General features: G+C 40.7%; 27 protein-coding genes. 10 read left to right on the forward strand and 17 right to left on the reverse strand.

Annotated elements, in window-relative coordinates:
- On the forward strand, positions 1-673 hold a 673-nt coding region (locus ABWK04_06440), incomplete at its 5' end, for a prepilin-type cleavage/methylation domain-containing protein (GenBank protein MEZ0361510.1).
- Complete coding sequence (locus ABWK04_06445) at positions 628-1,158, forward strand: hypothetical protein (protein MEZ0361511.1); 531 nt, start codon at positions 628-630, stop codon at positions 1,156-1,158. The genes ABWK04_06440 and ABWK04_06445, both read left to right, overlap by 46 nt.
- Before the next feature lie 4 nt (positions 1,159-1,162).
- Here the strand turns inward: ABWK04_06445 and ABWK04_06450 are convergent, their stop codons facing one another.
- From ABWK04_06450 to ABWK04_06505, 12 genes are read right to left on the reverse strand one after another with little or no spacing between them, the layout of a single operon-like run.
- The gene (locus tag ABWK04_06450; protein MEZ0361512.1) at positions 1,163-1,480 is read right to left on the reverse strand and encodes a 4a-hydroxytetrahydrobiopterin dehydratase; all 318 of its coding nucleotides are present in this window, start codon (positions 1,478-1,480) and stop codon (positions 1,163-1,165) included.
- The gene (locus ABWK04_06455; GenBank protein MEZ0361513.1) at positions 1,459-1,893 is read right to left on the reverse strand and encodes a Fur family transcriptional regulator; all 435 of its coding nucleotides are present in this window, start codon (positions 1,891-1,893) and stop codon (positions 1,459-1,461) included. Before ABWK04_06455 ends, ABWK04_06450 begins: the two co-directional genes overlap by 22 nt.
- 53 nt (positions 1,894-1,946) lie before the next feature.
- The gene (locus ABWK04_06460; GenBank protein MEZ0361514.1) at positions 1,947-2,189 is read right to left on the reverse strand and encodes a tetratricopeptide repeat protein; all 243 of its coding nucleotides are present in this window, start codon (positions 2,187-2,189) and stop codon (positions 1,947-1,949) included.
- Positions 2,186-2,680 carry a hypothetical protein gene (locus ABWK04_06465; protein MEZ0361515.1) on the reverse strand — a complete coding sequence of 165 codons (495 nt, stop codon included), beginning with the start codon at positions 2,678-2,680 and terminating at the stop codon, positions 2,186-2,188. Before ABWK04_06465 ends, ABWK04_06460 begins: the two co-directional genes overlap by 4 nt.
- 35 nt (positions 2,681-2,715) lie before the next feature.
- A complete protein-coding gene (locus tag ABWK04_06470; GenBank protein ID MEZ0361516.1) occupies positions 2,716-4,038 on the reverse strand; it encodes a HAMP domain-containing sensor histidine kinase in 1,323 nt (440 codons plus the stop codon).
- Positions 4,028-4,702: a response regulator transcription factor gene (locus ABWK04_06475; GenBank protein MEZ0361517.1), complete on the reverse strand. Its 675-nt coding sequence runs from the start codon at positions 4,700-4,702 to the stop codon at positions 4,028-4,030. Before ABWK04_06475 ends, ABWK04_06470 begins: the two co-directional genes overlap by 11 nt.
- Entirely contained in the window at positions 4,683-6,110 is a 1,428-nt protein-coding gene (locus ABWK04_06480; GenBank protein ID MEZ0361518.1) for a hypothetical protein, read from the reverse strand. Before ABWK04_06480 ends, ABWK04_06475 begins: the two co-directional genes overlap by 20 nt.
- 1 nt (position 6,111) lies before the next feature.
- A complete protein-coding gene (locus tag ABWK04_06485) occupies positions 6,112-6,684 on the reverse strand; it encodes an ADP-ribosylation factor-like protein (protein ID MEZ0361519.1) in 573 nt (190 codons plus the stop codon).
- Positions 6,665-7,828 (reverse strand): DUF1049 domain-containing protein, encoded by a 1,164-nt coding sequence (locus ABWK04_06490; protein MEZ0361520.1) that lies wholly within the window; start codon positions 7,826-7,828, stop codon positions 6,665-6,667. The genes ABWK04_06485 and ABWK04_06490 overlap by 20 nt, the downstream gene beginning before the upstream one ends.
- Complete coding sequence (rsfS, locus tag ABWK04_06495) at positions 7,825-8,157, reverse strand: ribosome silencing factor (GenBank protein MEZ0361521.1); 333 nt, start codon at positions 8,155-8,157, stop codon at positions 7,825-7,827. Before rsfS ends, ABWK04_06490 begins: the two co-directional genes overlap by 4 nt.
- Positions 8,154-9,050 carry an outer membrane protein assembly factor BamD gene (gene bamD / locus ABWK04_06500; protein MEZ0361522.1) on the reverse strand — a complete coding sequence of 299 codons (897 nt, stop codon included), beginning with the start codon at positions 9,048-9,050 and terminating at the stop codon, positions 8,154-8,156. The genes rsfS and bamD overlap by 4 nt, the downstream gene beginning before the upstream one ends.
- A gap of 3 nt (positions 9,051-9,053) precedes the next feature.
- Complete coding sequence (locus ABWK04_06505) at positions 9,054-10,454, reverse strand: Rne/Rng family ribonuclease (GenBank protein ID MEZ0361523.1); 1,401 nt, start codon at positions 10,452-10,454, stop codon at positions 9,054-9,056.
- A 69-nt stretch (positions 10,455-10,523) separates the two neighbouring features.
- On the opposite strand from ABWK04_06505, the gene ABWK04_06510 reads away from it, so the two are divergent.
- Both ABWK04_06510 and kdsA read left to right on the forward strand, forming a co-directional pair.
- Positions 10,524-11,372, forward strand: coding sequence for a glycine--tRNA ligase subunit alpha (locus tag ABWK04_06510; protein ID MEZ0361524.1), 849 nt, complete (start codon positions 10,524-10,526; stop codon positions 11,370-11,372).
- 3 nt (positions 11,373-11,375) lie between these two features.
- The gene (gene kdsA / locus ABWK04_06515; GenBank protein MEZ0361525.1) at positions 11,376-12,158 is read left to right on the forward strand and encodes a 3-deoxy-8-phosphooctulonate synthase; all 783 of its coding nucleotides are present in this window, start codon (positions 11,376-11,378) and stop codon (positions 12,156-12,158) included.
- Here kdsA and purF read toward each other — a convergent pair.
- Complete coding sequence (gene purF / locus ABWK04_06520) at positions 12,116-13,507, reverse strand: amidophosphoribosyltransferase (protein ID MEZ0361526.1); 1,392 nt, start codon at positions 13,505-13,507, stop codon at positions 12,116-12,118. The genes kdsA and purF overlap by 43 nt on opposite strands.
- Positions 13,508-13,576: 69 nt before the next feature.
- Here purF and ABWK04_06525 point away from each other — a divergent pair, with 69 nt between their 5' ends.
- The 5 genes from ABWK04_06525 to ABWK04_06545 all read left to right on the forward strand — a co-directional run bounded on the left by ABWK04_06525 (position 13,577) and on the right by ABWK04_06545 (position 17,967).
- Complete coding sequence (locus ABWK04_06525; GenBank protein MEZ0361527.1) at positions 13,577-14,134, forward strand: Maf family protein; 558 nt, start codon at positions 13,577-13,579, stop codon at positions 14,132-14,134.
- Between the two features lie 99 nt (positions 14,135-14,233).
- Positions 14,234-15,484, forward strand: a complete 1,251-nt coding sequence (locus tag ABWK04_06530) for a glycosyltransferase family 39 protein (protein ID MEZ0361528.1) — start codon at positions 14,234-14,236, stop codon at positions 15,482-15,484.
- Positions 15,485-15,750: 266 nt separating this feature from the next.
- Positions 15,751-16,692, forward strand: coding sequence for a magnesium/cobalt transporter CorA (corA, locus tag ABWK04_06535; protein MEZ0361529.1), 942 nt, complete (start codon positions 15,751-15,753; stop codon positions 16,690-16,692).
- The gene (locus ABWK04_06540; protein ID MEZ0361530.1) at positions 16,683-17,126 is read left to right on the forward strand and encodes a hypothetical protein; all 444 of its coding nucleotides are present in this window, start codon (positions 16,683-16,685) and stop codon (positions 17,124-17,126) included. Before corA ends, ABWK04_06540 begins: the two co-directional genes overlap by 10 nt.
- Positions 17,110-17,967, forward strand: a complete 858-nt coding sequence (locus ABWK04_06545; protein MEZ0361531.1) for an ROK family protein — start codon at positions 17,110-17,112, stop codon at positions 17,965-17,967. Before ABWK04_06540 ends, ABWK04_06545 begins: the two co-directional genes overlap by 17 nt.
- Here the strand turns inward: ABWK04_06545 and ABWK04_06550 are convergent.
- From ABWK04_06550 to wbaP, 3 genes are all read right to left on the reverse strand, one after another.
- Positions 17,948-18,559 (reverse strand): hypothetical protein, encoded by a 612-nt coding sequence (locus ABWK04_06550; GenBank protein ID MEZ0361532.1) that lies wholly within the window; start codon positions 18,557-18,559, stop codon positions 17,948-17,950. The genes ABWK04_06545 and ABWK04_06550 overlap by 20 nt on opposite strands.
- On the reverse strand, positions 18,543-18,932 hold the full coding sequence (panD, locus tag ABWK04_06555) for an aspartate 1-decarboxylase (GenBank protein MEZ0361533.1): 390 nt from the start codon (positions 18,930-18,932) through the stop codon (positions 18,543-18,545). The genes ABWK04_06550 and panD overlap by 17 nt, the downstream gene beginning before the upstream one ends.
- A 61-nt stretch (positions 18,933-18,993) precedes the next feature.
- Complete coding sequence (gene wbaP / locus ABWK04_06560) at positions 18,994-20,433, reverse strand: undecaprenyl-phosphate galactose phosphotransferase WbaP (GenBank protein MEZ0361534.1); 1,440 nt, start codon at positions 20,431-20,433, stop codon at positions 18,994-18,996.
- 134 nt (positions 20,434-20,567) lie between these two features.
- Between wbaP and ABWK04_06565 the strand changes: the two genes are divergently transcribed.
- Positions 20,568-20,912 carry an iron-sulfur cluster assembly accessory protein gene (locus tag ABWK04_06565; GenBank protein MEZ0361535.1) on the forward strand — a complete coding sequence of 115 codons (345 nt, stop codon included), beginning with the start codon at positions 20,568-20,570 and terminating at the stop codon, positions 20,910-20,912.
- A gap of 5 nt (positions 20,913-20,917) precedes the next feature.
- Here the strand turns inward: ABWK04_06565 and ABWK04_06570 are convergent, their stop codons facing one another.
- On the reverse strand, positions 20,918-21,304 hold the full coding sequence (locus tag ABWK04_06570) for a hypothetical protein (GenBank protein ID MEZ0361536.1): 387 nt from the start codon (positions 21,302-21,304) through the stop codon (positions 20,918-20,920).
- Positions 21,305-21,375 lie beyond the last annotated feature (71 nt).

The raw sequence follows: 21,375 nt of genomic DNA on the forward strand, positions 1-21,375 counted from the left end.
CGTACAAAGTTCTAATGCAGTTATCGCAATCAGTGGTAGCGAAATAGATTTTCTGAGCTTAGCCACAAGACAGGGAAGTGACATAGGTTGCTGGGGTGTAACTGATGCAGGTAAAAATGTCACTACACAGGCGAGGGACTATTTTTTTAGACCATGCTCTTCTGCCAGCTGGGGACTTCCTGCAGACAACTCAAGGGTCGTGTGTCTTAGTCCCATAACTAAGCAGGACATCACATCCAGCTGTGCTAACGCACTTGTATTTAACGTGGAGGATAAAATTTATCCCGCTGACTTTGTAACCCGTTACTATCTGGGTGTGAGTCCTACAGCATCAAAACTCTGCGCTTCTGGAACTCAGACCCTCTTCAAAAGGGTAGGTGCGGACGCATCTCAACCCCTCGTAGATTGTGTAGGAGCTTTTAGGGTAAGGTACATAATCCCAGATCCTACAAAGGGTATAACATACAGTGACAGTGTTCCCAACAGTGATATAAGTAACCTTCTTGGTATAAGGCTATGTATACTGCTTCAGGTGGGAGGCAGGCAAAGTGTACAGAGTAATGTGCCTAACTTCAGCGATTATTGTGGAGGCGCAATAGTTATGCCTACAGATTGGAGGTATTACAGATGGTCAATAGCAGAGGTGGATATCCCCCTGAAAAATATAAGGTAAGGGGTGTAGCCTTAGTCTCAGCCCTGATAACCGCTGTACTTGTCCTTATCCTTCTGGGAGGACTATACTTTATACTCACCAGACTTTTTGAAAGCTCGGAAGCTGTGAGAACTTACTCTTCTGCAAGGGAAGCTGCCGCTTCAGGTATCAACTACGCCATAACTACGGATGTTTTTGACAGAATAGTTTACAACCAACCATGTCCTGACGGTAATCCACCATGCATTAGTGGACAGCTTCTTGTGGGTCAATGCTGTTGCAGTCTGAACTTAAAATTTCGGCTCAAGGGCTCTACCAATTTGTTTAATAACACCGTAAAAGTGTGTTTTGCCGGCTACAGACCACCTCCCGGATACCCAATAACTGGTGTTGCTTACAGTAAACTACCCCCGGGAAACAAAGGTTTCATATTCTCTATAATATCAGATGTGACGGATCCTCAGGGGAGAAACAACGCCCGTATAGAAGCCGTTTACACACCTTAAAATATCACTTCCTTTGTGGTATGGTAGCTATCTTTTCTATCTCCCTTGCCAATTCAAAATCTTTATCAGTTATGCCTCCCGCCTCGTGAGTTTGCAGTTTCACCTTAAGTCTTTTAAAAGACAATTCAAGGTCAGGATGATGCCAGTAGACCTCAGCAAGGTATGCTATCGCATTAGTTAGAAATAATGTTTCCTTCCAATTCTTTGTATGAAATTCCCTGATCAAAAAACCCTCTTCGTATTTCCATTCGGGAAGTTCCCTATTTATGCGATCAAGTACCTGTGAGTTTGTGTAAACTTTCAGATCTCTCTCTTCTGACATTCGGGACACACTCCATAAATATGAAGGGAGTATTTTTCAACCCTGTACCCTTCCATATAGTTTGGAGGTTGCCAGTTTATGTCAAGGTGAATGTCCCTTATAGCACCGCACCGCGTACATATGAGGTGGTGATGATCTTCCACGTTGGCATCGTACCTGATGGAACCTCCCCAATAAGCTACCCTTTTGACAAAACCGAGTTCTTCAAGGGTTTCCACCGTTCTGTAAACTGTCGCCAAGGAAACAAAAGGGTATCTCTTTTTTACCTCGTTGTAAACCTCTTCTACTGTAGGGTGATCCTCTCTATTTAGAAGCACTTCATAAACCGCAACCCTTTGAGGGGTAATCTTAAGTCCCATACTTTTACACCTATCTATGAACCTATCAAGCCTTACTTCAACATCCTTAACCATAATGTGTTATAATATAAAGCATTTAAAAATGATTTTCAAGAGGTAATGAAAGCTCATACTTCGTATATAAGGTCCAAAAGATCCTTTGCGAGTTTTTGATCTATACTTCTGAGTTTTTTGTATATATTGCGAGCCTCATCTATCTTTTTGAGTCTTACGTAAGCTACTCCAAGCTTGAAGTTAAGGTCAGGATCGTTCGGTTTTTTCTCCAGTTCTTTTTTTAAGTCTTCAATGTACCTCTCTACGAGACCTTCTCCCATCCTGCTAAAAGGTCCTTTGTAGTCTTTTTCCATCATGTTCCCGCACTGTAAAATCTATACCTTAATCCACTTATCCTATCCAGATTACTAAGAATCAGATCCTCAATGTAAGGGTTATAGGATATGATGAGAACGTCAAGAGAAAATCCTCCTTCTTCAAGCACCTTCCTTGCCGAAAGGAGAAACTCTCTGAGCACCTCATCGCACTCTACCTCAAAAGGCGCTCCCAGAAAGTGATGGCTCATACTGAGAAAGCTTCCCGGTTTTACCTTCACCATAAGTCTTACCGGGTTGAGAGCCTCCAAAAGCCTGTCTTTTGATTTTGCAAATTGCAAACCAAACATAAGCATGGCATCAGTAACTATGTATTTAGAGTTTAAAGTTATAAACTGCCTAAAGCCCGTTTCCTTAAAGTCCATCTTCAAATTATCCTTTGCGGTTTCTACCCAATGGGGATGCGGGTTGTCTACAAGCCAGAGGAGCTTTTCTGGATAAAAACGTTTCCCTTCTTCTTTACCCCAAATCATAATAGCGAGGGGCATTCTAATAAATATATACCAAACTAATTGGGAAAATCTCCTTTTGTGCAGAGGCTTATTTTTGTACCATGTCCAACTTTGCTCTCTATAGAAAGTTTAAAGTGGTGAGCATCAGCTATAGCTTTAACTATGGAAAGCCCAAGTCCGAAACCCTCTTTATCCTGAGCCTCCCTGTAAAACCTCTCAAAGACTTTCTGAGTGTCTTTTATGCCTCTTCCGTTATCCTCAACAATGAGACATCCGTCAGAATAATAAAGCCTTATTGTCCCTCCCTCTTGAGTATACTTATAGCTGTTTTCTACGAGATTCCCTAAAGCTATCTTCATGTAGTCTCTGTCTGCGAGGATTTTGACGTCCTGGATCAGATACTCCACCCTGAAGTTATGCGTTCGCTTTATAAATTCGTACTCTTCATCTATCTCCACAAATATCTCGTTTAAGCTTACCGGAGAAAGTTTAAGTGGTATACCGGATTCTAATCTCATCAGAAGTACCAAATGGTTTATAAGTCTTTCCATTTTGCTCACTTGGATCGACATGTTTTTGATCACTTCTCCAAGCCTTGCTTCATCTTTGTAAATACCCATGCTGATAAGCTCAAGCTGTCCTTTTATATAAGTGAGTGGTGTTTTAAGCTCGTGCGCCATACCGGCTATAAAATCCTTTTGCCAGTCAAAAGTTTTTTGGAGTTTTCCGAGCATATCCCTGTAAGCGTTTTGAAGAACCCCAAACTCATCTTTACTGTCGCTTTTTTCTACCTTCACTCCCATGTTTCCCCTGTATACCTCCATAGAGATACTGGTAAGATACCCAAGAGGTTTAAGCATACGCCTTATAAAGATCATAAGGGTAAGAGCTATAAGTAAGGATATGAACAAGGTAAATAGTGTTATGAAAGTTACGAGCTTTTTTTGGATACTTTCTATCCTTTCCATCTTTCCAAGAAGGACGAGTTTGTAATCGCCCAAATCTTTAACGATAAAGGTGTACTCGTACAGAACGCCCTTCTTGTTGTTTAAAAAGAATTTTATATCCTCGGGAGTTATCTGCGGATCTTCACCATCCAAGAAGGATTCTTTATGCTTTATATTGCCCTTTTTGTCTATCACAACGCTCGCTATATCTCTGGAAACCACATCGGAGGCTAATAAATTTATGTATCTTGATGGGTTTGCGTGAAGGTTTTTGTAGAACTCTATGGCAGGTTTTATTTGATACTCCATGTAGTCGTAAGTGTAGTTAAGAAGTAGTTCCTTAACAGCGGTAAGTGTAAATAGAGCCACACTTAGCATGCTAATTACATAAGCGCTTACGAAAAAGAGGAGAAGTTTAAACTTAACTGACATCCTGAGGTTTGAGCATGTAACCCATTCCCCTGATGGTGTGTATGAGCTTTGGAGGTCTATCTTCCAACTTGTTTCTGAGGTTTTTTATGTAGACATCTACCACGTTGGAGTTTTCACCGTAAGATGATCCCCAAACTTTTGCAAAGAGCCTTTCCCTGCTCAGCACTTCTCCCGCATGTTCTGCAAGCACTTTAAGAAGCTTGAACTCCCTGTTTGTAAGCTTTACACTTTGTCCTCTATAGTAGACTTCATAAGACTTTGGATTTATCACAAGATCACCTATCTTTATGATACCCTCTTCTTCTTTCTTACACCTTCTGAGTACAGCGTTTATCCTTGCAAGCACCTCCTTAAATGAAAAGGGTTTTGTTATGTAATCATCTGCACCAGCGGAAAGTCCTTCCACCTTATCTTCCACTTGGGATTTTGCGGTGATCATTATAACGGGTGTATCTTTGACCTCCCTTATTCTCCTTAGCACCTTTATGCCATCAAACTTGGGAAGCATTATGTCAAGAAGTACAAGGTCATAATCTCCATCTGTCACTTCCCTTATTGCGGAAAAACCGTCTCTTACCCAAACTACGTTGTAGCCTTCGTACTGGAGACCTTCCTTTATCATCTCTCCTACATAAGTATCATCTTCAACGAGAAGTACTCTCATTGGGCAACTTTATAAACTCCTCCACATCCATGATTTTAAACGCATCCCTATAGGGTTGTAAAGATATCTCCAGAGCCTCTTCAAGTTTTTTCTGACCGAGAGTCCTGTATCCTATATCCAGTAGTGTAGATAGAAATCCGAGAATCACGTCATCTTCTTCTTTGGGTCTTCTCCTGTACTTTATGGACCCTTCCTCGTATACAAATAGGTCAGAAGATGCGGTGTATCCCATTATGCTTTGATTTACATCACTCACATGCTTTAGTAGTATGCCGTAAACGAGATTTATCAAAAAGAGGTAAACCACCGATCCCATATTGCCCATAGGTTCATAGAAGATAAGATCCATCCAGAAGGGTTTTTCAAGCTTTAGCTGTGAGATGGTTTTGATATGACCTTGATCTTCCTCCAACATACCTCTCATCTTTCCCTCTTCGTAAAGTATGTAAACCTTTTTCTGCGGCATGTGAAGCATGATAAGACCACTGCTTTTTGTTCTGCTCATACCCATAAATACCTTCCCTACCTCAAGAAAGTCACCCTGAAGGCTATTTACACTTCTGTTTTCCGAATGTTTTAGCATATAAAGGCTCATAGAAGTAGCATCCATACTAATCACGCTTATGTGCATGGAATTGCTTTGATTTAGGAAAAACTCAAAAAAATCATAATTTACCGGGTATAAGCTTATGGGTTTTCCTTTTACATAATACATCTCAAACTCGTTAGACTGATCCGTTGCCTTTAAAAAACCAGTAAATTTGCTAAGCTGAAGATTTTCAAGTATAGTGTTGATATTTATTTTCTTTGCCTCCACATCCTTTATGATGTACTCTGTCAAAAACTTGTTCCTTTCTATATCAATTTGATAAAACTGGTGTATATCAAGAAAACCTTGTGAAAAAAGTTCTTTGACCTTGCGCAGTGTATCTATTATACTGTCTTCGGAGGAACCGATTATTTCGTATAGGTTTTTTTCGTCATACTTTTCCATGCCTTCAAAAGGTTTTTGTACTTTTAAAACCGCAAAAGGGGTAATGATCTTATCTATAAGGTTCTTTAGTTCATGAGAAACGAGTTGTAGTTGCAGTACCAATTCTTCAGCTTGAATGGGTTGTTCAAGGTTAAGGAAGTTCTCAATGGGTGTATCTTCCCTGAAAGTAAAAAAACCTTCTGGATTTTCCAAAACTTCGGAGAGGTGATAAAAAAGTAAAGCTGTCCTATTTTTTAGACTTTCGGAAACACCTTCAAAGGAAGGTACTGAAAAAGCCTTCACCTTACCCTTTTGTATATAGAGGGATATAAAGCTTCCGTTGGAAAAAAAGTCCAGAATGCCCTCCTTATTTATGAGACAGCTGTTTATTATATCTATCACATCTTGAGCGGTATTTATGTATCCAGACAGCATCTTATCCTACCATCTGCCTTATTTTGCTTAGCATCTTGCTGGTAAGTAGATTAAAGGTTTCAAGTACTCCCTCACCTTTGATGGCTATTGCAGGCACTGAAGTTATACCTTCAAGGTTTAACTCCTTTTCTAAGGTTTCAAACTCAAGGGCGTTGGGAAGGTCCATCTTGTTATACTGAAGGACTAAAGGGAGGTTCTCATAGCTTTTTCCCACCTTCTTTAAGTCCTCTTTCAGGAGTTTAAAAAACTCTATATTCTCTTCAAGTCTTTCCCTTTGCGCGTCTGCAACGAAGACTATACCGTCCACTCCCCTCATGACAGTTAGCCTTATATCTCTGTATATGTCTTGCCCGGGTATGGTATAAAGGGCAAAAGATACCTCAATACTTCCCATATCTACTTTCTTAGTGACAAAGTCAAAGACTAAGGTCTTTTCTCCGTGTGTGTCTATCTTCATAATGTTCAGCCCCTCCATATTTGCAAGCCTTTCCAAATTGGTAGTTTTACCAGATTGCGCAGGTCCGTAATACACTACTTTCAGCCTTACAAGCTTTTTACTTATGTCCAGTAGCATCTTTTATCCCCCTTAATGCTATTTTTCCCCATGTGAGACATCTCTCACACAAGGGCTGATAATTATTATAACCCTCACCGCAGGAACATATCCAGGGTTTGAAAAGTTCTTCAACGACTTCGCCACACATCTTATCAGTATCTTTGTGGGACTCAGAAACGAGAGCCATAAGTTTTACGGGTTTTGATACCCTCTCAAGTAAAGGTCTCAGCTGGGTAAAGAGGTGCAGTTTTATATATATTCTTGCAAGCACATCCGGATCTATGCTATCCTCCTTTTCCTTTATGATATCCATAATTTTGGTAAGATGCTCTTCGTTCTGAGAAAGGATAGCGAATGTCTCATTATGCGTATTTGTGCTGAAGGCTTTTTCTATTTGCTTTTTTGCTTCTTTTACATCTCCTTTTTCAAGGAGATACTTGATCCAGAGAGCTTGTACGTAAAAAGACCTGTGAATGTCAAGTGCCTTTTCTAAAAGATCCTTTCTCTTCTCAGGAAGATACTCCGAAGCATAAGTAAGTATCTCGGATAATATTTTTCTTTGAGTTTCTTTTTCCCACTTTTCGCACAACTTGAGGATGCCTTCCTGATACTTTATACACACCTCCAGCTCCTTCTCCAAAAAACTTATATCCCTTAGACCTTTTGAAGCTGAGAGGTTGGCATCATCCTTTGAAAGGGCTGAAAGAAAGTACCCTTTTGCTTTTTCGTACTCTCCGCTTTTGAGCAGTCTTGAACCTATAGAACTGTCCACTAAACCCGTGTCAGCTTTAAGTCTTAAACTTTCCACTTTCTGAAGCTCTCCCCTTTTTGTAAGGGATTTCACAACAAGCCACGCTACAGCTTCGCTCCTTTTTGCAGCTCCCAGAAGTTCCCCTTGGGCTTTCTGCGGATAACCACGAGCCAATTGGTATATACCGTTTATTATACCTTTTGTGAATCCGCTCTGTTTTATGTCCTTAACGAGGAAATAGAGGGTGGGAAATAAGAAACCTGCGCTAAAGGATAGCAAGATGATGACAAACAAAGGGACTTTGTACGTCATACCGAAGAAATTGAGGTCAACGTAATAGGCGTGTTGAGCTACGAAAATGAGAAAAATTACGGTAAGTATAATTACAAAAAGCACTTTAATAAAGCTCATACCTCAACCCTCCTTGCAGCTCCATAGAGCCACTCCAGATCGTAATACTCCCTCCACTCCTTCTGAAATATATGCACTATAGTGTCAAGATAATCTATCAGTATCCAGTTGGCATTTTCCAAACCCTCTATGTGATCGGGTTCTATACCGTGCTTTTTTAACTCTTGTGTAAGATAGTCAGCGAGAGCCTTTGCGTGAACTGAGGAGTTTGCGGTAGCTATAATAAAGTAATCTGCTATGTTAGTGAAGTTAGAAACATCAAGCACTACTACGTCTTCACCTTTTTTGTCTTCAAGAAGCCCTTTTATAAGCTTTAATTTATCCGTCATCTCTTTGCGTACTTTTCAAGCTCCTTGTAGTAACTGTTTTCCCCGTATATACTTTTATACCTTTCCATGTTTTTGAGTCCCTCTTCATAACTTTCCTGAGCCATCTTTTTCCACCTTTGTATTTGTCCCTCAAGGAAATCAATTCTTTTCTGGATCGCTCTCTTGTCATCCTCCGTCTTTGCATCTTTGAGATGTTTTTTAGCTTCATCTATCCAGCCTCTGTACTTTTCCTCTTCTTTCTTAGCTTGAAGTCTCACAAGCAGGAGTGACTTTATATATCTGAAAGAGACCTCCACATCGGAAACCTGTTCGGGATAGTTGATAAGCAGGTCTCTATACCTTAGCGATGCGGAATAATAGTAACCAAAATCTTCGTAAAACCTACCTATTAGATATTCGTGCCTCGCAAGTTTCTTTTGGGCATCGTCCATAATAGCTCTAACTCTATCTGCATAAGGACTTTGCGGAAACTTACTCAAGAAATCCTTAGCTTTGTCTATAGCTTTCAAGGTGTAGGTTTGATCTCTGTATGGATCAGGTGCTACTTTCATATAGCTGTCTACAAGCATAAAGTAAGCCCTCTCCGATTCTGGTATGTCTGGATAATAAAAGAGAAAGTCTTCAAGGTAAACTACCGCATTTATATAATCTTTATTCATGTAATAGCTTTCAGCTATGGCATATTTAGCTTCCTTTATCTGCTCAGGTGTAAGGTTTTCAAGATACTTAAGAGCTTCTTTGAGCCTCTCCACAGCTTTTGAGTAGTTTCTGTTAGCGTAAGCGATCATTCCTTCCTGATAATACTCAGTTGCGAACTTTGCTCTCTTTTCCTCAGTCATCTTGGCACAGCCAAACAAAAGTGCAAGAAGAACCATAAATGTAATCTTCTTCATTTCTCAAGTCCTGTAATGTATTTCGTAGTCATTGTAATCCACGCTTTTATCTTCTATAACGTTCACATACTTAAGTCCGTGCATTTTTACAACGCCCTTTGCTGTGTCCGCACTTTGTGGGTTTATATGCAGATCTATAATGCCGTGTGGCTCTCTCTTGAGATCTTTTTCAAGTTCAAAAGCTAACAGGCTCTTACTCTTTACTTTCCCTTTCCCTCTGCACAGCGGACAGCTCTCAGTTAACAAAGAGGATACACTCTCACCGCTTTTTTTCCTCGCCATTTCCAAAAGTCCCAGCCTCGTAAAACCATAAATCTGTATGTTACACGCTTCATCCCCAAAAGAGTCTTGTAAGGTCTTAATCACCAGATCCCTGTTTTCCTGTTTCTTCATATCAATAAAGTCTATAACAATTATACCACCTATATCCCTCAGCATTATCTGTTTAGCTATCTCCTTTGCGGCTTCCAGATTCGTACTTAGCGCATTCTCCTCATGAGATTCTCCGCAAGGCTCTCCGCTGTTCACATCAATAACAGTCATGGCTTCCGTTTCCTCTATAACTATGTACCCACCTCCTCTGAGCCAAACTTGTCTGCTGAGCATCTTTCTGAAAGTGTCATGTATCCTGTATCTGTTTACGTATACGCCCGCATCCTTAACGTACACAGTTTTTTTCACCAAAGGAGGTTCAAATTCCTCAAGAAAGGACACTATATCGTTCCATACGTAAGGACTATCTGCAACGATTTCCTCAAGTTCGTACCAGTGATCCTTTATTATCTTTACGTAAGAAGGGTACTCTTCAAGGAGTATACCGGGTTTTTTTTGAACTGAGGATTTTTTGAGGATCTTCAGCCACAGCTTTTTAAGGCTATCTATGTCCTTTACTATTTCCTTTTCGCTTGCTTTTGAAGCGTGAGTTCTAAATATTACCCCACAGCTAAAACCGTACTTGGGAAGAACCTCAAGGGCTATGCCTTTGAGTCTTTCTCTATCCTCTTTGCTCAGTCTTGAAGAAAATCTCACATCGTTGGCATTTGGTACGTATATGAGATACTTACCGACAAGTTTTATCCTTTTTGTAAGTTTAGCTCCCTTTTCCCCTATAGGCTCCCTTACAACCTGTACGATGATTTCTTCTCCTACTCTGACAGGCTTTATCTCCTCCCCATCTTTTTTACAGTTGTGTTTCAAAGGGAGGTAAGCTTCCCTTTCAAGCCCTATGTCAACAAATACACCGTCCATACCCTTTACCAACTTCTTCACTTTGCCTTTAAATATGCTATCCACTATCCTGACAAGACCCTTTTTTTCAACCTTGATCTTGCATATTTCCCCTCCATCTATCAGGAAAGAGAAAAATTCCTCCTGATCCGAAAGCACTATCAAGCTCTTTGCCATTAAAAAATATTAAATCAGAACTTTTTCCCATAGGGAGAAAAAATTTCTGAAAGGGAATATAATAGAGTTATGTACTTCCAAGACATAATCATGAACCTCCAAAAATTCTGGGCTGATATGGGTTGTGCGCTATGGCAACCTTACGACATAGAAACCGGTGCAGGAACTATGAATCCTGCCACTTTTCTGAAGGTACTTGGACCTAAGGGGTGGAACGTGGCTTATGTTGAGCCTTCAAGGAGACCAAAAGATGGCAGGTATGGTGAGAATCCAAACAGACTCCAACACTACTTTCAGTTTCAGGTGATCCTAAAACCTGCTCCAGAGGATCCGCAAGGAATATACTTGGAAAGCCTTAAAGTTCTGGGTATAGATCCTTCCCAGCACGATATAAGGTTCGTAGAGGATGACTGGGAATCTCCTACTTTGGGAGCTTGGGGGCTTGGTTGGGAGGTCTGGCTTGACGGTATGGAAATCACACAATTTACATACTTTCAGCAAGCGGGCGGTTTTGATCTTGAAGAGATTTCAGTGGAGATCACGTATGGACTTGAGAGGATCGCCATGTACCTTCAGGATGTGGATAGCGTATTTGACGTAAAGTGGAACGAGTGGTTAACCTACGGTGATGTTTTCAAAAGATCAGAGTACGAGTGGAGTCTATACAACTTTGAAAGGTCAGATCCGGACATGCTTTTTGAACTTTACGAGTTATACGAAAGGGAGGTAAAGAGGCTTCTTTCTGAAGAACTTGTCCTTCCTGCTTACGACTATCTTCTTAAGTGTTCTCATACCTTTAACCTCCTTGACGCGAGAGGAGTGATATCCGTTCAGGAGAGAGCAAGGTACATAAGAAGGATGAACTCCCTTGCCAAAGAGGTTGCCAGGCTCTATCTTGAAAGATACGCTAAAATTTGAAATATGATCATCATTGCGGGTCCTTGCGTTATAGAGAGTGAGAAGGTTGTCTTTGAAGTTGCGAAAGAACTCAAAAGACTTTCTGAGCTTTATCCTGAGTTTACATTCGTTTTTAAGTCCTCCTTTGATAAGGCAAACAGGTCTTCTGTGAATTCTTACAGAGGTCCCGGGCTTGAGGAAGGCTTAAAGGTGCTTAGCAAAGTAAAGGAAGAGTTTGGTCTTAGGATAACTACGGATGTACATGAAACATGGCAGGTAGAACCTGTATCCCAAGTTGTGGATATCATACAGATACCTGCCTTTTTGAGCAGGCAAACGGATCTCTTGATTAGCTCCGCAAAAACAGGAAAACCTGTAAACGTAAAGAAGGGTCAGTTTTTGGCTCCTTGGGATGTCAAAAACGTAGTGGACAAGCTCAAGCATGCAGGAGCCTCCCAATACTACATAACGGAGAGAGGAACATCCTTTGGGTATAACAATCTGGTGGTGGACTTTAGAAGTCTCGTCATTATGTCAAGCTTTGCAAAGGTCATCTTTGATGCAACACACAGCGTTCAGCTTCCAGGTGGTGCAGGTGACAGATCTTCAGGTCAGAGGGAATTCGTCTTACCTCTGATCCGTGCAGCTGTTGCTGTAGGATGTGAAGGTATCTTTATGGAAACCCATCCCGATCCTGATAGCGCACTATCCGATGGTCCCAACATGCTCCCTTTGGCATCTTTGGAAGCTGTTCTTGACACCATTCAGCGCATACGCAACGCTTTGTCTTCATATTCAACGGGATAAACACCGCTAAAACAAGCATCGCAAAAATCTTCGGACTTTTTAACACAGCTCTTTAAACCCTCTAAGGAGAGGTATTTCAGAGAGTCTGCACCTATGAACTGCCTTATCTCCTCAGGGCTAAACCTGTTTGCTATAAGCTCTTCCTTTGTGGGGGTATCAATACCGTAATAACATGGACCTATAACGGGAGGTGATGCAATTCTGAGATGTATCTCTTTTGCACCTGCACGCTTTAGCATGCTAACTATCTTTCTTGATGTGGTGCCTCTCACCAGAGAGTCATCTATGACTATAACCCTCTTGCCTTCAAGGACAGCCCTATTGGGATTGAGTTTCATGAGAACTTTTATGTCTCTCAGCTCCTGTGTAGGTTCTATGAAACTCCTCCCGACATAATGGTTTCTTATGATGCCAAGCTCAAGGGGTATACCCTTCTCCTGTGAGTAACCTATAGCAGGTACCACACCAGAATCAGGCACCGGTACAACCACATCTCCGTCTATGTCATCCTCCCTTGCCAATGCCATCCCCATAGCCTTTCTCACCCTATAGACCCAATCTCCAAAAAGGAAGACCTCCGGCTTGGAAAAATAAACGAACTCAAATATACACATGGCTTTTTTATCCTGCCTGAAGAGTTGGTAGCTTCGGATGCCTTTTTTGTCAACCACTATTACCTCACCACATTTTACTTCCCTCCACGTTTCTGCTCCCAAGATATCAAAGGCGCAACTTTCTGAAGCAAAAAGTATGGAGTTCTTGAGCCTGCCGATAAGTAGCGGTCTAAAACCGTAAGGGTCACGAGCTACTACGAGCCTATCTCTGAACATATATATAACACTGTACGCACCTTTGACCTTACTTAAAGCGAAAAAAATCTTGGGCAATATACGTTCATCTTCTGGATGCAACTTTATGTGTTGAGGTACATACTCCCCAACATCAAGGAGAGTAAGGAAAAGCTCGCTATCGGACGTATGATAAAAGCTAACACCACGTTCCTGGAGGGATGTCTTTAAAGTATGGTAATTGACGAGATTGCCGTTATGCACAAGCGCTGTCTGACCGAGGGAAGTTTCCTTAAGGAGGGGTTGTGCGTTGGATCCTCCGCTGTCTCCAGACGTAGAATACCTCACATGGGCTATCGCTGTATCTCCCTTTAAAGCTTCCATGTCTTTGGCGGTGATAGCTTCCAGAACAAGACCCGGTTTTTTCACAAGATACATACCCTCGCGGTCGGAAGTAGCTATACCCACACTCTCCTGACCTCTGTGTTGCAAGGCGTATATACCGTAGAAGGCGTACTTTCCCGCATGCTCCGCATTAAATATCCCAAATATACCGCACATACATATGAATTTAATAGTTTTATCCTCACGGTGTGGAAAATTACGCAGGGGTTATAATATAAAATTAAGGTGAAGCTCCTCATACTTGCTTCCGAGTCCAAAAGGCGGGTTGACATACTGCGCATGTTGGGTTTTAAGTTTCTGGTTATACCTTCGGGTGTCAAAGAAGATGAGCATGCTAACTCTCCGCTTCTGACAGCAAGAAGCTTAGCCTTTAAAAAGAGCTTTACTGTATGGAAAGAGTACAAGTACGCTACCGTTATAGGTGCTGATACCTTAGTGGTGCTAAGCGGTAAAGTGCTTGGAAAACCGAAAGATGCACAAGAAGCAAAAAGGATGCTCAGCTTACTTTCGGGCAGATGGCACAAAGTGATCACCGCTGTATGTGTGATATCTCAAGGTAAGAGGATACTCTTTCACGATGTGTCCTTTGTAAAGTTTAGGTGTATAGGGAGGGACGAGATAGAAAAGTACGTTCTGGAAGGAGAACCTATGGATAAGGCAGGAGCTTATGCTGTACAGGGTTTTGGCGCTACCTTCGTGGAAAAGATAGTTGGGGATTTTTACACAGTCATGGGTCTGCCAGCGAGTAAAACTTACAAGGTGCTTAGGGATGTTCTGGGTTAGCCTCCTTACTCTCATTCTTTCCTCCTGTGCATTGATGAGCGAAGAAAAACCGCAGATTGATGTAGGTGGTGGCGTACAAATACATATACAGCATAGGAAGTGAGACAGATATTTTTTGCCATCATTCTTTCCCTTTACTTTTTTGTGTTTGGAAACTGGATACTCGGCTTTACATCTCTTGATGAAGGCAGAAACGCATCTGCCATCTTGAACATGATAAGGAGTGGGGATCTCCTCGTGCCTTACTATAACTGTGAACCCAGATTTGAGAAACCGCCTATGCTTTATTGGATAGCGCTTCTTTTTTCTGAACTTTTCGGTCTGAATGAGTTTTCCACAAGGCTCGTTTCTGGACTTTCAGCCTTGGGAGTTGCTACCCTCACTTACCTCATCGCAAAAAGGCAGGTTGACGAAGATACCGCAAGAAAGAGCTTTTTGGTACTCCTCACACTGCCTCACATGTGGGTAGAATCCAGAGCCTTGGTACCTGAGATGCTAAACACCTTCTTTATGATGGTGGCTCTGTACTTCCTTCTATCCGGGAGAATACTCGTAGGTTGGTTATTTATGTCCCTGAGCTTTTTGACAAAGGGTCCCGTAGGTGTACTTTTGATTCTATTGGTTTACATGCTCTGGAGGAGAGACTTAAGGGTCCTTTCCTTAAGGGGAATACTCATCTTTTCAGTACTTGGTGGAAGCTGGTACTTTTATATGCTTTATAAATTCGGGTATTACTATTTTTTCAGATTCTTCATATACGAAAACGTGATGAGATACACGGGGGAGAGACTGACACATCCTTCACCTTTTTATTACTACATTGTGATAGTTCTGATAACCACCATCTTTTATTTACCTAAATATCCCGATGTAATTAAGGGTTTTAAGAAAGAGCTTTTCCCTTATCTTGTGTGGTTTTTATCCGTTGTGCTTTTTTTCAGCTTTGCCAAAAACAAGCTACATCACTACATACTCTTCGCCTATCCACCTCTCAGCGTGATTCTTGCACGGAACATCTCAGAAAAGTACTTAAAAAAGGTTTTATTTTTTTCTGTAAGCGCCCTTTTCATACTGCTTGCCTTAACAAGCTTATACCAAAAAATGAGATTCACCCCAAAAGCTTACCCATTTATAAACTCTTACGGTAATAAGGTTTACTTTTACAAAAGTGAAGACTCATCTTTGGTCTTTTATTCGCAGAGGTGTATACCAACTTTAAAGGATCCCAGGAATCTATCTGGATCGCTACTCGTAACAAAGGAAAAGTACGCGGGAGCGTTACCTCAGTGCAAAATACTGCTAAGAGGTATTGAGTTTGATGGTTACTACGTCCTCTTAAACTGTCATTGAACTGGTGAACTGCTCCACCTTATAGAAGATGGAGCTTCCTGCTTCATTAAGGCTCTCGCCTCTCCACAGGCTTTAGCTTGGGTCGTTCCGACCCTACCGCTCTTAAGGTGAGCGAACCCATACATATAATACAAGTTGACTTTGGCTATCGTCAACCTAATGCTATTATTATATATCAAGACTTAAATTTTGTCAAGAGGCAATTCATCTCCACCTTATAGAAGATGGAGACTTCTTACCTGGTTTTAGTTAAAATAATTTATGTTATGATTTTCGTGTACGCCAATATAAACAGGGGCTTTGCTCAACTGGGACTTGATCAAATAGGGGAGATACCTAAAGATAAAGTGGTGTGGTTAGATGTAGAAAAACCAACTGAGGATGAAATAAACTGGCTCAAGAGTGCGGTAAACTTTGAGATACCACCCAGGGAAGTATTTGGGGACATAGAGATCAGTAGCAAATATAAGGAGGAAGGTGATTTTGTGTACATGAATCTTTCTTTTGTCATACAGCAAAAAGAGGATATACTCGTAGAGCCTGTCATATTCTTCATAAGGGGAAGGTACTTTGTTAGTTTGAGATACAGGGATATACCCACTTTGATGATCTTTCAAAAAAGGGCAATAACTCAGGATATGTCCTTCCAGTTTCCCGAAGCCATATTTGCCCAGATAGTGAATATAGAGGTGGATCGAATAGGTGACAGGCTTGAGATCTTAGGCAGAAGGATAAGGAATCTCAGGAAAGAAGTTTTTGCGGAGCAGTCAGAAGAGATCATAAGGGATATATCTTATTATGATGAGCTTAACATAACGTTGAGGGAAACTATAAATGAAAAGCTCAGAATTCTGAGCCACTTTATAAAAAGCCCAAAGGTGAACGCTCAAACTAAGAGGGATATAAAGATAGTCCTCGATGATCTCTACACTTTACTTGACTACACCACGCTTTACATGGATAGAATTGACAGCATACAGAGTTCCCTTCTGGGTCTTATATCTATAAGGCAGAACGAAGCTGTAAAGGTATTCACTGTATTAGCAACTATATTCTTACCTGCTACACTCATCGCCAGTATATTCGGTATGAACTTCAAACACATACCTGAGCTTGAATGGAAATACGGATATCCTTATTCGCTCTTTCTTATGGTAAGCGTTACACTGGCATTGCTTTACTGGGTAAGGAGGAAAGGGTGGCTCTGAAGATAGCAAGAGAAGACTTAATCATAGGTTCTTTTGTGATTTTTGCTCTCTTTTATCCCTTTTTCATAACATTTTTCATTTGGTATCAGGATTACAGTAAAGAAAAAAATGTCTTAAAAACTATAGATCCTTTTATATTATTTATTCTTGGAGAAGTAGATTGTTCGGATAGAGCTTTTGAACGCATAAAAGGTATGCTAAGTAGTAATTTTTTACAAACTTATGGAGAAAATAGCTTAAAAAACCTATGCCAGCAAAACAAAAGCATGTCACTTAAGCCTAAGAAAAAATTAGTTAAAGTTCACGATAATGAAGTTGAGTTCTATGGCACTTACGAAGGTGATACGGGTTTTGCTGTAAATTTACATCTGAAAGCTGAATTGCAGAACAATGGCGTAGTTATAAGGGAGTTTTCCTATGAGAAAGGGGGTTGATATCGGGGGTACCTTTATAAAGGTGCTTTGGGAGGACGGTAGGAAAGAAAAGGTTTACGTCAAGGACCTTTCAAGGGATAGGGACAGCTTTCTTAAAACTATACTTAGAGTTGTAAAAGATGGAGATCCGGAAAGCGTGGGGGTTGCTGTAGCAGGTTTTACAAGCCTTGATGGTACAATTTATAAGTCCCCAAACATACCTGCTCTTGACGGAATAAACTTAAGAGAACTCATAACTTCAGAAGGTATAAAGTGTATGGTAGGTAACGATGTAAGTTTTGGAGCTTTTGGGGAGTGGTACTACGAACACAGGCAAAGCGAAAGCTTGCTTTTTGTAGCTATTGGTACAGGGTTAGGGGCTGGACTCGTAATTGATGGTAAACCATATATGGGTGCCTGTGGAAGCAGTTTAGAGTTAGGACATCACATTATACAAGCTGATGGAGAACTTTGCAGTTGTGGAAGATTGGGTTGTTGGGAGGCTTATTGTTCCTCTTACGGCTTTGAGAGGATATACAAAAAAATTTCTGGAGAGAATCTTAGGGATTATGAGATAGTCCAGAAAGCTAAGAGTGGGGATGTTATAGCTTTAAAGACTGTGGAAACTTTTAAAAAGTATCTACTCGTAGGACTGATAAATGCTGTACATATACTAAATCCTGACGTACTTGTGCTTGGTGGAGGGCTTTTGGATAATATGAGGGAATTTTTAGAGGATACAAGGAAGAATTTACTTCTATCTGTAGAGAAGCTTCCTGCAAGTTGTCTATCTGTAGTTTTTTCTAAGTGTGAGGAATTTTGTATGGCAAGGGGTGCTCTTGCTATGAGCTTTTCTCTTTAAGTCTAATCTTTGTCTCTTCGTAAACAGGTATGGATTCCCTCTCCATATAAGAGAGAAGCTCCAAAGCTTGTGTATAGTATCCCTTTTTCTCAAGAAGATAGATCAGAGCATCAAAGGAGTTTATGTGGGGTAAAGTTCCACCGTTTTTTTCCTTAAGGCTCTCTTTGTATTCATCAAATAGTTCCACATCAGCCTTAGCGTACTTTTCCATCTTATCAAAATCCTTTTCTTTTTGAGCTAGAATGAGTAGATCGTTCAGTATCATGTGAGCTTCAAGAGGATTGCCTTCCATCTTTAGAGCTTCTAAATAGAGCCACTCAGCGTTCTTTGTATCTCCTTCAAGAAGCGCCATCTGAGCCAAGCTTCCTAAGAAAGTTCTCTTAGTGTAGTAAGTATTTTCTACATTACCACTGTCAAAATGTTTTGCTCTGTATGGAAATCTCATACTCTTTATACTCTTGAGGGAAAAGTAGTACTTGACGATCTTTTGTTTTTGTATGTCAAGCTTTTCATACCAATCCCACAGATCAAGAGCTTTCAAAATCCCTCCCTTCTCTTTGAAGATCCTAAATACCTTACCTATCATGTACATTCACCTGCAGTATATCTCTTCTAACTTCAAGCACCTGATTGTTCTCGTTTACATACACAAGAAGAGGTCTGAACTCGAAAAGCTCCTTATCATCAAGTATGGCGTAAGAAGCAATTATTATCAGATCACCTATCTCACCGAGTCTTGATGCCGCACCATTTAATTTAACTTCACCAGAACCCGCAGGTGCGGGTATCACATAAGTAGAAAACCTTACACCGTTATTGACATTGTATACGTCTATCCTCTCAAAAGGTAAAAGACCAGCAGATTCCATAAGGATGGTGTCCAGAGAAAGGCTCCCTTCGTAATGGAGTTCCTTACCTGTTATTTTCGCTCTGTGTATCTTTGATTTAAGTACAAATCTTTGCATATTCACCTCCGCATAAGAGTAGTAATTATAAAAGATATAACCTGACCTTAAGCTTTGGATATCAATAAGCCCCCTTCCCTTTAAGAACTACCCAGAGAGTCTTTATAAGTATGTATATGTCCAACCAAAGGGACCAGTTTACCACATAAAAAGTATCCATAGCTACCCTCACATCATAGTCCACTTCGTTCCTCCCGCTCACCTGCCAGTAACCGGTGATTCCAGGTTTTACCATTTTGTATATCTGAGCGAACTCTCTGTAATACCTTTCCAGTTCCTCTTGCGTTACAGGGCGAGGACCAACAAGGCTCATGTCTCCCTTTATGACGTTAAATATCTGAGGAAGCTCGTCCAGGGATGTTTTTCTTAAAAATCTACCTATCTTAGTTACTCGTGGATCTTCTTTAAGCTTTCTGTACCTTTCCCACTCTATTCTGAGATCTTCCTTCTCTTCAAGAAGCTTACTGAGCCTATCTTGAGCATCCTGATACATAGTTCTAAATTTGTAAACCCTTATAAGCTTTCCACCTTGCCCTATACGTAAATGGCTGAAAAATACAGGTCCCTTCGTCTCCAGCTTTATCAACACGGAAACCACGATCATTACGACAAGTACAATAGGAGATAAGAGCAAAGAAAGGAACAGATCAAAGGCTCTCTTTACATAAAGATTTGGAAAGGTCTTAAGGTTGTCCCTGAACCTTAGCATAAAGACGTCAAGCATGTAAAAGGGCATGTGATCCGAGTTTATTAAGTTCAACCCTTTAAGCTGAGGAACGAGTATAAGCTCCTCTACCTTTCCATGATAGCCATACACAAAGTTGGCAAGCTCTTCCTCACTGAGGTATCCCGCTGAGATCACAAGGCAATCTACGAACCCCTTCTCTATGAGCATATTAAGGTATTTGATCTTTCTTACCCTGAAAACCTTACCATTTATTTTAACGCTTCTTAAGGATTCCTTATCGCTGAAGAAACCTATCATTGAGTATCCAAGATACCTTTCTGCGTCCAAAAAAGACACGGCATCCTGAATTATCCTGTCAGAACCAACTACCGCAAACCTCTTCAAACCTATACCGATCCCAAAAAGCAAGTTCTTTGAGGAGTACCTCAGTAAGGAGAAAAATAAGGGCATATAAACGCCTGAGATGAAAAACATGAGTCTTGATACATCTTCGGACTTTTTGGTGATCCCTACAAGAAAAAACAGCGTCACTACACCAAAAAAGGTGGCTTTTACTATCCTCCTGAGTTCTTCAGGAAAAGGGTATCTACTTTGGTATACACCTTCGTAGAAATTAAAGAATAAGAAAAGGATAGGTATCCACCACATTTTTAAAAAGTGAGATAAGGGAAAATTAAAGTCCGCATAGTTTATCACTAAAGGATTTATCGCAACGCGAGTAAGATACCCCATAAATAAGGAAAGGTAATACGCCAATATATCTGATACCATAAGTACAGAAAAAAGTATGAGCGATTGTAGTCTTTTACCCATGTCAGAAACTTAATTTTATAGCACGCCATATAAGTATAGAGCTATTTCATCTTTTTGATGATATAAATCACGTTGCCAGAATTTTATAACCTGCGTATCTTAAAAGTCAGTAAATTCTGATAGGAGGTAGTAAGATGCAGCAAGCTGCCATGAACTTCTTTGTTACAGAAAAGGCATCTCAGGAGGTGCTGAAAATAGCACAGGAGAACAATATTACCGAACCTATACTCAGGATAAGGGTAGTTCCAGGTGGTTGCTCTGGTTTTCAGTATGCCATGGGTTTTGACGATACCATAGAGGAAGGAGATCACGTTTTTGAATACGGCGGTGTCAAGGTTGTCATAGACCAGTTCTCTATGCCTTACGTGAATAACGCGGAACTTGATTACGTTATGGATTTCATGGGTGGTGGTTTTACCATAAAGAATCCCAACGTTACAGGTTCCTGCGGTTGTGGAAGTTCTTTCTCCTGTGGATGAAGGTACTACCGCCCTTCGGGCGGTTTTTTCCTTACATAAACCTTTATATATTCTGGTTCTACGTTGGAAGGGTATACTAAGAGTTTAAAAGGGCTTTCCACATGTACCTTGAGTATGTAGTCACCTTCGCCTAATCCTTTTACATCAACTATCGCTTTTACTCCCTCTATGCTTTCGTTAAGGCTGAGCCTTTCAATAACCAAAAGCTTTATCCTTACCCTTTTCCTTTCAAGTTTGTAAACATAATGGGGATCTTCGTTAACTATCTGTACGCTTCGCTCTACAACTATAGGAACTCTCACTCCCAGGTTCACTACAAGCCATAAGAAAAACCCCAGAAGTAATGCCAAAAGTTTGTACTGCCAATCGTATAAGAATATCTTTTTAAGCATGATTTATGCCAAGCTCCTTAAACAATAGGCTTTTTAGAGTTTCCGGATCCAAGTTCCTGTAAAACTTTTCG

Source organism: Hydrogenobacter sp., assembly GCA_041287335.1.
GTDB lineage: Bacteria > Aquificota > Aquificia > Aquificales > Aquificaceae > Hydrogenobacter.